General features: G+C 71.4%; 10 protein-coding genes. 6 read left to right on the top strand and 4 right to left on the bottom strand.

Annotated elements, in window-relative coordinates; all coding sequences use genetic code 11:
- Positions 1-26: 26 nt before the first annotated feature.
- Entirely contained in the window at positions 27-623 is a 597-nt protein-coding gene (locus ACTWJ8_RS12985) for a DUF3043 domain-containing protein (protein ID WP_443263874.1), read from the bottom strand.
- A gap of 253 nt (positions 624-876) precedes the next feature.
- On the opposite strand from ACTWJ8_RS12985, the gene ACTWJ8_RS12980 reads away from it, so the two are divergent.
- The 5 genes from ACTWJ8_RS12980 (at position 877) to ACTWJ8_RS12960 (ending at position 8246) form a co-directional block, all read left to right on the top strand.
- On the top strand, positions 877-1683 hold the full coding sequence (locus tag ACTWJ8_RS12980; protein WP_356388667.1) for a PspA/IM30 family protein: 807 nt from the start codon (positions 877-879) through the stop codon (positions 1681-1683).
- A 12-nt stretch (positions 1684-1695) separates the two neighbouring features.
- Positions 1696-1974, top strand: a complete 279-nt coding sequence (gene pspAA / locus ACTWJ8_RS12975) for a PspA-associated protein PspAA (protein WP_356388669.1) — start codon at positions 1696-1698, stop codon at positions 1972-1974.
- A 995-nt stretch (positions 1975-2969) separates the two neighbouring features.
- Positions 2970-4232, top strand: a complete 1263-nt coding sequence (locus tag ACTWJ8_RS12970; RefSeq protein WP_443263873.1) for a sensor histidine kinase — start codon at positions 2970-2972, stop codon at positions 4230-4232.
- Positions 4229-4933 carry a response regulator gene (locus ACTWJ8_RS12965; RefSeq protein WP_443263872.1) on the top strand — a complete coding sequence of 235 codons (705 nt, stop codon included), beginning with the start codon at positions 4229-4231 and terminating at the stop codon, positions 4931-4933. Before ACTWJ8_RS12970 ends, ACTWJ8_RS12965 begins: the two co-directional genes overlap by 4 nt.
- Before the next feature lie 175 nt (positions 4934-5108).
- Positions 5109-8246 carry an efflux RND transporter permease subunit gene (locus tag ACTWJ8_RS12960; RefSeq protein WP_443263871.1) on the top strand — a complete coding sequence of 1046 codons (3138 nt, stop codon included), beginning with the start codon at positions 5109-5111 and terminating at the stop codon, positions 8244-8246.
- A gap of 64 nt (positions 8247-8310) precedes the next feature.
- On the opposite strand, the gene nadA is transcribed toward ACTWJ8_RS12960, so the two are convergent.
- Positions 8311-9516, bottom strand: a complete 1206-nt coding sequence (gene nadA / locus ACTWJ8_RS12955; protein ID WP_356388677.1) for a quinolinate synthase NadA — start codon at positions 9514-9516, stop codon at positions 8311-8313.
- A gap of 240 nt (positions 9517-9756) precedes the next feature.
- On the opposite strand from nadA, the gene ACTWJ8_RS12950 reads away from it, so the two are divergent.
- A complete protein-coding gene (locus ACTWJ8_RS12950; protein WP_028805207.1) occupies positions 9757-10113 on the top strand; it encodes an iron-sulfur cluster assembly accessory protein in 357 nt (118 codons plus the stop codon).
- Between the two features lie 72 nt (positions 10114-10185).
- On the opposite strand, the gene ACTWJ8_RS12945 is transcribed toward ACTWJ8_RS12950, so the two are convergent.
- Both ACTWJ8_RS12945 and ACTWJ8_RS12940 read right to left on the bottom strand, forming a co-directional pair.
- A complete protein-coding gene (locus ACTWJ8_RS12945) occupies positions 10186-11667 on the bottom strand; it encodes a hypothetical protein (protein WP_443263870.1) in 1482 nt (493 codons plus the stop codon).
- A 71-nt stretch (positions 11668-11738) separates the two neighbouring features.
- On the bottom strand, positions 11739-11948 hold the full coding sequence (locus ACTWJ8_RS12940) for a hypothetical protein (RefSeq protein WP_443263869.1): 210 nt from the start codon (positions 11946-11948) through the stop codon (positions 11739-11741).
- Positions 11949-12019: the final 71 nt, after the last annotated feature.

Here is a 12019-nt window from a genome sequence, read left to right as displayed (position 1 = left end):
GTCGGCGCCGCTCGCGCGGTCTGGGCTCAGGGCCGCTCTCCGCGCTTGACCTGCGGCTTCGGCAGCCGCAGCCGCTTCATCTGGAGCGTGCGCATCAGCGCGTAGGCGACGGCGCCCTTGCGGTTCTCGTTCGGGAACTTCTCCGCGAGGATCTTCCGCAGCCGGAAACCGGTCACCGCCGAGTCGACGACGATCGCGACGATCACGAACAGCCACAGCAGCAGCGCGATGTTCTGGAGCGAGCCGACGCGGATCATGCTCAGGACGAGGATGACCACCGCCATCGGCAGGAAGTACTCGGCGATCGCGAAGCGCGAGTCGACGAAGTCGCGCGCGAACCTGCGCACCGGGCCCTTGTCACGGGCCGGCAGGTAACGCTCGTCGCCGTTGGCCAACGCCTCGCGCTGGCGCTGCATCGCGGTGCGACGCTCGTCGCGCGAGCGGGCGCGGGCCTCCTTCGGCGACATCTTGGTGTTGGCCACGCTGCGGCGCTGCGTCTGGGCCTCGCTGCGCTTCGGCGTGGGGCGGCCCTTGGGCGCCTGCGGGTCTCGGGGCTGCTTGGACATGGTCACCGGGGCCTGCTTGGCCTGGGCCTTGTCGTCCTTGGATCGGCTACGGAACACAAAAGCCAAGGGTACGTGGTGGACATGCGTGGGACACAGGGCCGTGGGGAACGATCCGACAACACCCGGCGTCCTCCGTCAGGGGTCATCTACTCCTTGCGCCGGAGCAGGGCCGGAAGCAGTCGTCCTCGGGGATGAGCGCATCCGTACCTGAACAGTGCGGTAATAGAGGCAGGACCCGTACTGTGGTTTCTGTCGCAGTGCTGGAGCTGGACCATCGGCTGGATCTGTCAGAAGGGGGCGCGCGAAGCCCATGAGCGGTGTCATGAAGCGTATGGGGATGATCTTCCGCGCGAAGGCGAACAAGGCCCTTGACCGGGCCGAGGACCCGCGCGAAACCCTCGATTACTCGTACCAGAAGCAGCTGGAGCTGCTCCAGAAGGTACGCAGGGGCGTCGCGGACGTCGCGACCTCCCGCAAGCGCCTGGAGCTGCAGCTCGGTCAGCTCCAGTCCCAGTCGTCCAAGCTGGAGGACCAGGGCCGCAAGGCGCTCGCGCTCGGCCGCGAGGACCTGGCCCGCGAGGCGCTGTCCCGCCGCGCCGCGCTCCAGCAGCAGGTCACCGACCTGGAGACCCAGCACCAGACGCTCCAGGGCGAGGAGGAGAAGCTCACCCTCGCGGCCCAGCGCCTCCAGGCCAAGGTCGACGCCTTCCGTACGAAGAAGGAGACCATCAAGGCCACCTACACCGCGGCGCAGGCGCAGACCCGGATCGGCGAGGCGTTCTCCGGCATCTCCGAGGAGATGGGCGACGTCGGCATGGCGATCCAGCGTGCCGAGGACAAGACCGCGCAGCTCCAGGCGCGGGCCGGCGCCATCGACGAACTGCTGGCCTCCGGCGCGCTCGACGACCCCTCCGGCATGGCCAAGGACGACATCCAGGCCGAGCTGGACCGGCTCTCCGGTGGTACGGATGTAGAGCTGGAGCTGCAGCGGATGAAGGCGGAGCTGTCCGGTGGCCCGGCCTCGTCGCAGCAGGCGATCGAGGGCGGCCAGGAGCAGGGACAGGCTCAGCCGTCGCAGCAGCAGCCCCAGGACACCCCGCGCTTCGACAAGCAATAGCTGGAGGCCGACATGATCGTCCGCATCATGGGGGAGGGGCAGGTGGAGTTGGCGGACGACCACTTCACCGAACTCAACAAGCTCGACGACGAGCTGCTCGCGGAGATGGAGAGCGGGGACGAGGCGGGGTTCCGCCGTACGCTCACGGCTCTCCTCGACGCGGTCCGTCGCCTCGGCACCCCGTTGCCGGACGATGCCCTGGAGCCGTCCGAGCTGATCCTGCCGGCGCCCGACGCGACCCTCTCCGAGGTCCGCACCATGCTCAGCGACGACGGCCTGATCCCCGGGTAACCCCTCCGGGGGGTACGGGGACGTGGCCCTCGCGGCGCGGCGGGTCTCCGGGCGACCGGGGTTCGCTCCCGGGAGGGCGGCGACCGGCGGGTTCCGGGTGACCGGGGACCGGCGGTTGGTGGATTTCCGGGCGACCGGGGTTCGGTGGCTTCGGCCGACGCGCCCCGACCGTTTCCGGCCACCCGGGCAGCCTCCCCCCGCCCTTCTCCCACCCACCCGCCCCCTCCGGGGGCGTCGCTCCGACGGGGTTCCGGTCCGGCTGCCGCCGGGGTGGTTGTTGCGCCCCGGGCGTCGCGCCTCCACGCCAGCCCGGCATGCGTTCGTCCCCTCGGACTTGAGCCGCACCGGCCGAACCGGCAGGGGCCCGGGCTTGCTGCCCGTGGTCTGAGGTTCCGCCCCGGTGCACGGCTTTGGGGTCACTGGGCCCCGCGCCCAGCAGCACCGCTCACCGTCACCGGACGGGGCGGCCCTTCGGGGTCCCGGTCCAGTCGGCACCGGCGGGTCTCGGCCCCAGCCCCTGGTCCGAGGACGAGCGCGTTCAGTCGGGCCCAGCAGGGTCCCCTCGGCTGAACCGTTCGTCCTTTGGCGTCGGCCCCTTCGCCGGGAGCTCCGTCCCAGACCCCTTGTCCTCAATCGCCGGGAGAACTTGGATTGCCCATCCGCGCCTAACGAACCGCGTACGGGGGGCCGCTTCGCAACTTGGTTGACCGCGCCCGGCCCATGGGGGCGGGAGGGTGGGAGATGAGCGGGCACGGGAGCGGGACACCGTGCGGGTGTCCGGAACGCTCGGGGCGTGCCCGGCGGTACGGAGGAAGAGGGGCGGCGGCAGCCGCGTCGCAAGCTCCGGCGCAGCCGAGCCCGGTGGCCTCACCACGGCGCCGCGCACCCAACCCCTGACCGTCCCCCGGACAACCCACCCCACCCCCGGTCGACCGAGCCCATCCGCCCCCCGGTCGACCGCCTGCACACGCAGGTGACCCGCTACCGTGAAGCCGGTGAACCGCTTCGTACGGTGGGCCAGGACGCACCCGCTGGCCCTGGACGCCGCCCTCGCCCTCGGCGTCCTCCTCTGCATGGTCGCCGGCTCCTTCGTGGACCCGCACGGCCCGGAGGGAACGTACGCGTGGGGCGCAAGAACCCCGGACGTCCTCAGCCTCGTCCTGATGCTGCTCGGCGCCACCGCCCTCGTGTTCCGCCGCCGCGCCCCCTGGTACGTACTGGCCGCGACGGCCACCGTCTCCGTCGTCGAACTGGTCACGGGCGACCCCCGCGCCCCCGTGGTGATGTCCGCCGTCGTCGCCCTGTTCACGGTCGCCGCGACCACGGACCGCCCCACCACCTGGCGCGTCGGCCTGGCCACCATGGCCGTACTGACCGGCGTCGCGATGTTCGCGGGCCCGCTGCCCTGGTACGCGCAGGAGAACCTGGGGATCTTCGCGTGGACGGGGATGGCCGCGGCCGCGGGCGACGCGGTCCGTTCCCGGCGCGCGTTCGTCACCGCGATCCGGGAGCGCGCCGAACGGGCCGAGCGCACCCGCGAGGAGGAGGCCCGCCGCCGCGTCGCGGAGGAACGCCTGCGCATCGCCCGTGATCTGCACGATGTCGTCGCGCACCACATCGCCCTCGTCAACGTGCAGGCCGGCGTCGCTGCCCACGTGATGGACCGGCGTCCCGATCAGGCGAAGGAGGCCCTCGGGCACGTCCGCGAGGCCAGCCGCTCCGCGCTCAACGAACTCCGCGCCACCGTCGGCCTGTTGCGGCAGACCGGCGACCCGGAGGCCCCCACCGAACCGGCCCCCGGCCTCGACCGGCTCGACGACCTCGTCGACACCTTCCGGCACGCGGGCCTGCCCGTGGAGGTGGCCCGCGCGCAGGACGCCCCGCCGCTGCCCGCCGCCGTCGACCTCGCCGCCTTCCGCGTTGTACAGGAAGCGCTGACGAACGTACAGAAGCACGCGGGCCCCGACGCCAGGGCCGAGGTCAGCGTCGTACGCGTGGGACCGAACGCGGAGATCACGATCCTCGACGACGGGCCGGGCGCGGAACCCGCCGACCGCCCCCGCGACCCCGACGCGCACGGCGGCCACGGCCTCCTCGGCATGCGCGAACGCGTCACCGCCCTCGGCGGCACCCTCACCGCGGGACCGCGCTACGGAGGCGGTTTCCGCGTCCATGCGATCCTTCCGACGAAGGCCCGCCCGACCGCCGGCGGCGCCGGAGCCGACGTCACCGACACCCCCGAGGACGCCACCACATGACCAGCCCCGCCCCCACGATCCGGGTCCTCCTCGCCGACGACCAGGCCCTGCTGCGCAGCGCCTTCCGCGTGCTCGTCGACTCGGAGCCCGACATGGAGGTGGTGGGGGAGGCGTCCGACGGCGCGGAGGCCGTCCGCCTCGCCCGGTCGGAGCGTCCCGACGTCGTCCTCATGGACATCCGGATGCCCGGCACCGACGGCCTCGCCGCGACCCGGGAGATCACCGCCGACCCGGACCTGTGCCACGTGCACGTCGTGATGCTGACGACGTTCGAGGTCGACGAGTACGTGGTGGAGTCGCTGCGGGCCGGCGCCTCCGGCTTCCTCGGCAAGGGCGCCGAGCCCGACGAACTGCTCGGCGCCGTCCGGATCGCGGCCGCGGGCGACGCCCTGCTCTCGCCCGCCGCGACCAAGGGGCTGATCGCCAAGTTCCTCGCGCAGGGGGAGGGGCACGAGGAGGGGGAGCGCCTCGCGGACGGCCGCGCCGAGCGGCTCGCCGCGCTCACGGGCCGCGAGCGCGAGGTCCTGGTGCAGGTCGCGGGCGGCCACTCGAACGACGAGATCGCCGAGCGCCTCGAGGTCAGCCCGCTCACCGTGAAGACCCACGTCAACCGCGCCATGGCCAAGCTCGGCGCCCGCGACCGCGCCCAACTTGTCGTCATCGCGTACGAGTCGGGGCTGGTACGTCCACGGGTGGAGTGACCCCGACGGGGCGCGTACTACGGGCGCAGTACGCGCCGGACGAGAACGGGACCTGGGAGCGACGAATCGGCTCGCACGCATGACCGAGGGTGGACCGTGGGCCCCACGCCTCGCACCGCACCGGTTGTCATGCCACGGGCCTTCATCTTCCGCTCACGTCACGGAGACCAGACCCATGTCCTGGCTGTCGAGATTCAGCCTCGCCCAACGCGCCCTCATCGGGCTGATTTCGATCATCGCGATCGTCTTCGGCGCGATAGCCATCCCTCAGCTCAAGCAGCAGCTGCTGCCCTCGATCGAACTGCCGATGGTCTCCGTCATCGCCCCCTACCAGGGCGCGTCACCCGACGTGGTGGAGAAGCAGGTCGTCGAGCCGCTCGAGAACTCCATCGACGCCGTCGACGGCATCACCGGTGTCACGTCGACGGCCAGCGAGGGCAACGCCCTGGTGATGGCCCAGTTCGACTACGGCACGGACGGCACCAAGCAGCTCGTCGCCGACGTCCAGCAGGCGGTCAACCGGGCCCGCGCCCAACTGCCCGACGACGTCGACCCGCAGGTCGTCGCGGGCTCGACCGACGACATCCCGACCGTCGTCCTCGCCGTCACCTCCGACAAGGACCAGCAGGCGCTCGCCGACCAGCTCGACACGTCCGTCGTGCCGACGCTGAAGGACATCGACGGCGTCTCGCAGGTGACCGTGGACGGCGTCCGCGACCTCCAGGTCGACGTCACGCCGAACGACCGGAAGATGGCCGCGGCGGGTGTCGACCCGCAGGCGCTCAGCCAGTCGTTGCAGGCCGGTGGCGCCACACTGCCCGCGGGCTCGCTCGACGAGGCAGGCAAGAACCGTACGGTGCAGGTCGGCGGCGGCTTCACGTCCCTGAAGCAGATCCAGGACCTGATGATCACGGGTGAGGGCGTCAAGAAGCCCGTACGCCTCGGTGACATCGCCACGGTGAAGCAGCAGCCGTCCACGGCCGACTCCATCACCCGCACCGACGGCAAGCCCAGCCTCGCGCTCGCGGTCACCATGGACCACGACGGTTCGGCCGTCTCCATCTCCAAGGCCGTCAAGGACAAGCTGCCGCAGCTCCGCGACGACCTCGGCTCCGGCGCCACGGTGACCGTTGTCAGCGATCAGGGCCCGGCCGTCTCCAAGTCCATCTCGGGCCTGACCACGGAGGGCGCGCTCGGCCTGCTCTTCGCGGTCATCGTGATCCTGATCTTCCTGGCGTCGCTGCGCTCGACGCTCGTGACCGCGGTCTCCATCCCGCTCTCCGTCGTCCTCGCGCTGATCGTGCTGTGGACCGGCGACCTGTCGCTGAACATGCTCACGCTCGGCGCGCTGACCATCGCGATCGGCCGCGTCGTCGACGACTCGATCGTGGTCCTGGAGAACATCAAGCGGCACCTCGGCTACGGGGAGGAGCGCAAGGAGGCGATCCTCAAGGCCGTGCGCGAGGTCGCGGGCGCGGTGACGTCCTCGACCCTCACCACCGTCGCGGTCTTCCTGCCGATCGGCCTGGTCGGCGGCATGGTGGGCGAGCTGTTCGGCTCGTTCTCCATCACCGTCACCGCGGCGCTGCTGGCCTCCCTGCTGGTGTCGCTGACGGTCGTGCCCGTGCTCTCCTACTGGTTCCTGCGCCCGCCCAAGGCGGCCCGCGGCGTCGACCCGGAGGAGGCCAGGCGCACGGCCGAGGAGAAGGAGGCGCGCTCCTGGCTGCAGCGGAGCTACGTTCCCGTGCTGCGCTTCGCCACGCGTCGCCGCTTCACCTCGCTGCTGATCGCGGTCGTCGTGCTCGTCGGCACGTTCGGCATGGCGCCGATGCTCAAGACGAACTTCTTCGACCAGGGCGACCAGGAAGTCCTCTCCATCAAGCAGGAGTTGAAGCCCGGCACCAGCCTGTCGGCGACCGACGCCTCCGCGAAGAAGATCGAGAAGATGCTCTCCGGCATCGACGAGATCGAGGACTACCAGGTCACCATCGGCTCCTCCGGCTTCATGGCGGCCTTCGGCGGCGGCACCGACACCAACCAGGCGTCGTACCAGATCAAGCTGAAGGACAGCTCGACGTACGAGGCCACGCAGAAGCGCATCGAGCGCGAGCTCGGGCAGCTCTCCGGCGTCGGCACGACGACGATCGCGGCCGGTGACGGCTTCGGCAACCAGGACCTGTCCGTGGTCGTGAAGGCCGCCGACGGCGACGTGCTGGAGAAGGCGTCCGAGCAGGTGCGCGACGCGGTCGCCTCCCTCGACGACGTCACCGACGTGGCGAGCGACCTGTCGCAGTCGGTGCCGCGGATCTCCGTGAAGGCCAACTCCAAGGCGGCCGCCGCCGGGTTCAACGACACGACGCTCGGCGCCTTCGTCACGCAGGCGGTGCGTGGTACCACCAGCGGCAAGGCGACCCTCGACGACACCGAGCGGGACATCGTCGTGAAGTCGGCGAAGCCGGCCACCACGATGGCCGAGCTGAAGAAGCTGCCGGTGGGCCGGGGCGTCACCCTCGGCGACATCGCCACGGTGAAGACGGTCGACGGGCCGGTCTCGATGACCCGGATCGACGGCGCCCGCGCGGCGACGATCACGGCGAAGCCGGACGGCGACAACACGGGCGCGGTCAGCGCCGACCTCCAGACGAAGCTGAACTCGCTCGACCTTCCGAAGGGCGCCACGGCGACCATCGGCGGCGTCAGCGAGGACCAGGACGAGGCGTTCAAGAACCTCGGCCTCGCGATGCTCGCGGCGATCGCGATCGTCTTCATGCTGCTCGTGGCGACGTTCCGGTCGCTGGCCCAGCCGCTGATCCTGCTGGTCTCGATCCCGTTCGCGGCGACCGGTGCGATCGGGATGCTCGTCGCCACGGGGACGCCGATGGGGGTGCCCGCGATGATCGGCATGCTGATGCTCATCGGTATCGTGGTCACGAACGCGATCGTGCTCATCGACCTGATCAACCAGTACCGGGCCCAGGGGCTCGGGGTGGTCGAGGCGGTCGTCGAGGGCGGCCGCCACCGCCTCCGGCCGATCCTGATGACGGCCCTCGCGACGATCTTCGCGCTGCTCCCGATGGCGCTGGGCGTCACGGGCGAGGGCGGCTTCATCGCGCAGCCGCTCGCGGTGGTCGTGATCGGCGGCCTGATCACGTCGACCCTGCTGACGCTCCTCCTGGTCCCGACGCTCTACGCGATGCTGGAACTCCGCAAGGAACGCCGCGCCACCAAGCGCGCGGCCAAGCGCGGTGGCGGTTCGGGGCTTCCGCCCCAGGCCCCGGCTGCCGACCCGGACCCGGAGCCGGCCAACGCCTGACGACGGCACCCCGGTGCGGGGCGAGCGTTCATCCGGCGCTCGCCCCGCTTCCGTTCGTCACGGGTTACGGCAGCGCCAGCATCCGTTCAAGAGCCAGCTTCGCGAACTGTTCGGTTTCGCGGTCGACCTCGATCCGGTTGACCAACTGGCCGTCCGCCAAGGACTCCAGCGTCCACACCAGGTGCGGCAGGTCGATCCGGTTCATGGTCGAGCAGAAGCACACCGTCTTGTCGAGGAAGACGATCTCCTTGCCCTCCGGCGCGAACCGGTTGGCGAGGCGGCGCACGAGGTTCAGCTCCGTGCCGATGGCCCACTTGGACCCGGCCGGCGCCGCCTCAAGAGCCTTGATGATGTACTCGGTCGACCCGACGTAGTCGGCCGCCGCGACGACCTCGTGCTTGCACTCCGGGTGCACCAGCACGTTCACGCCCGGTATGCGCTCCCGCACGTCGTTCACCGAGTCCAGCGAGAACCGCCCGTGCACGGAGCAGTGCCCGCGCCACAGGATCATCTTCGCGGCCCGCAGCTCCTCGGCGGTGAGCCCGCCGTTCGGCTTGTGCGGGTTGTAGACGACGCAGTCGTCGAGCGACATGCCGAGGTCACGGACGGCCGTGTTGCGGCCCAGGTGCTGGTCCGGCAGGAAGAGCACCTTGTCGCCCTGCTCGAACGCCCAGTTCAGCGCGCGCTCGGCGTTGGACGACGTACAGATCGTGCCGCCGTGCTTGCCCGTGAACGCCTTGATGTCCGCGGACGAGTTCATGTACGAGACGGGCACGACGGACTCGGCGACACCGGCCTCCGTCAGCACGTCCCAGCACTCGGCGACCTGCTCGGCCGTCGCCATGTCGGCCATGGAGCAGCCGGCGGCGAGGTCGGGCAGGACCACCTTCTGGTCGTCCCCGGTCAGGATGTCGGCCGACTCGGCCATGAAGTGCACACCGCAGAACACGATGTACTCGGCCTCGGGCCGCGCCGCCGCGTCCCGCGCCAACTTGAAGGAGTCCCCGGTGACGTCCGCGAACTGGATGACCTCGTCGCGCTGGTAGTGGTGCCCGAGCACGAACACCTTGTCTCCGAGCTTTTCCTTGGCCGCGCGCGCCCGCTCCACCAGGTCCGGGTCGGACGGGGAGGGCAGGTCGCCGGGGCACTCCACGCCGCGCTCGCTCTGGGGGTCGGCCTCGCGGCCGAGCAGCAGGAGCGCCAGCGGCGTCGGGGAAACGTCCAGGTCGACGGGGGCCTGGGGGGACTGGGCCGTGGTCACGTCACGCACCCTTTCTTAGCTCTGCTCCGACTTTTCGTCGAAATGACGCTATCTATCATACGTGCTTCACGTCAGTTTGACGATGGTGAATTCGTCGATGTGACGCAATCGCCCGCGGCCGCCCCGTGCCCCGCCCGCGCCCGGTGTGCGAGCATGAAGAGAAGAAGTGCGAAACCCGGAATGGATCCGGGCCTTTGCCGGTTAGCAATGGTCGGCAAGCAGTCTCCGTACAACCCGGGAGAGATGTAGATGTCCGTATCGGACGAGACCACCACCGTCAGCGACGGCATCATCCTGAGCGACGCCGCCGCGGCCAAGGTCAAGGCTCTGCTCGACCAGGAAGGCCGTGACGACCTGGCCCTGCGTGTGGCTGTTCAGCCCGGCGGCTGCTCCGGCCTGCGCTACCAGCTCTTCTTCGACGAGCGTTCCCTCGACGGCGACGTCGTCAAGGACTTCGGTGGCGTGAAGGTCGTCACCGACCGCATGTCCGCCCCGTACCTGGGCGGCGCCTCCATCGACTTCGTCGACACCATCGAGAAGCAGGGCTTCACGATCGACAACCCGAACGCGACGGGCTCCTGCGCCTGCGGCGACTCGTTCAGCTAAGCCTTACGGCTTCGCGGCGAGAAGGGGCGGCCCCAGCTGGGGCCGCCCCTTCGGCGTTCTCGCGTGCTCCGCTCAGCCGCGGGGCGCCGGCTCCACCCCGCCCGGCGCGTTCTTCCGCGCGTGCGGCACGGCGGCTCCGTCGGCCGACACCACCTTCCGCCCGTCGAGCGGCGCGTCGAGCGTCACCGGCAACGTATAGAACTTCGCCATCTGCACGCAGACCGTGCCCTTCTTCTCCGTCTCGGTGACCTTCACCGTCACCCGCCCCGCCGACTCCTCGGCCGACGCCGCGTACGTGGCGCACACCCCGCCCGTGAAGTGCACGGTCAGCGTCTTCCCCCGGTCGCTGTACCCCTGCACCCGCACCGTACGGGTGTCACTGCCGGAGGACGGCGTGGGCGTGGGCGTCGGCGTGCTCCTCGGCGCCGCCAGGTACGTCGGCTCCACCGCCGGATACGCCACCGTGAACGCGGCGTCCGCGCCGGTCGGCCGCACCTCGAACAGCCACGACGGCACCAGCGCCTCGCGCCCCGCGACGGTGTGCGCGGCGAGCCCGAACGTCGCCTTCGTGACGTCGACCGTCGACCGCTCCGGAGGCGGCGCCGACCCGCAGCTCGCGTCCTTGCCGTCGCCGAGCGGCACGGGGCTCGCGCACCCGCCCACCGACACCCGGCCACCGGCCGCCGCTCCGTTCATCCGCTCCAGCGCCTCCCGCGCCCCGACCGTCGGATACTCGGCGCCCTTGGCCGGAGCCTTCAACCGGCCGCTGCCACCGACCACATGGCCGTCCGCGCCGACCTGGATCCCGGTCGACCAGCCGTACGTGGGCAGCCCGCCGACCTCCGGGTCCGCGTTCACCACCCGGGTCGCGCCCATCAACTGCTTCGCGTCCAGCGCCGCGTCGTCCTGACCGAGGGCCTTCAGCACGGGCGCCGCGGCCCGCTTCGCGGCGGCCTCGCTCACCGCGTGCCCGCCGTCCGGGTTCCCGCACTTCGCCACGCCGCCGCACTTGCCGTCGGTGGACGGCGCGTACCGCGCGTAGGTCCAGGTCCCCGGCGCCTTCCGGTTCACCTGCAGCGACGGGCCCGAGCCGTCCTTCGCCGGGCCGATCTTCCAGGCGTCGCCGGACGGCCGCGGCTTCCCCTCGACGTCGAGGGCCTCGGCGAGCCGGGCCGCGTCGGCGGCGGTCACCTCGCCCTGTGCCCGGTGGACCGGGGCCTTCGCGGGGCCGGCCGGGAGGGAGGTGGCCGCCTTGTAGCGGGTGCCGTTCGGGTCCGGCTCCCCGGGCGCGATGCCGGGCGGCGCCGAACCCGCCGGGTCGGACGGGCCGGACGCGGCGGAGCCGTCCGTCCAGCCGTCCAGGGCCAGCGGCGGGGGAGTGCCCCCGCTCGCGCCGCCGGGCCGCGCCGAGGACTCCTCGTCGGAGCCGCCCGACGCGTTCGCCGCCAGATACGCGGCGCCGCCACCGGCGAGCAGGACGGCCGCCGCGACCGACACGACAGCCGCCGTACGCCGTCGCGGGTGCCGGTCCCGCGTCCGCTCTTCGCCGCTCACCGCATCGCTCCTTCGCACCGGGGGTCACCGATGGGACGGGGCGGGGCGCGGCGCGGTTCCCGTCGGGCGTCTCAGTCGTCGAAACCGGCCAGGGAGTCGATCAGACGCGCGGACGACTCGGGCACCACGACCCCGTGGATCCCGGCGGGTCCGGCCGCGGCGGACGTCCGCTCGGCCTCCCACGGCGCCGGTGGCGTCACCCAGTGCGGAAGCATCCGGACGCCGTCGCCGCGCAGCGCCGCGAGCTCACCCTGGATCGTGCCTGACACGTCGTAGGTCATGAAGGAACGGTAGCCCCGAGGTGACATCCGAAGAAAGACCCACTATCAGGCATTTTCCATACTTCAGGCCG

This window comes from Streptomyces sp. SDT5-1 (genome assembly GCF_052245995.1).
Taxonomy (GTDB): Bacteria; Actinomycetota; Actinomycetes; order Streptomycetales; family Streptomycetaceae; genus Streptomyces.
The sequence above is the reverse complement of the archived record's forward strand: the minus strand, read 5'-3'. Positions and strand labels throughout refer to the sequence as shown.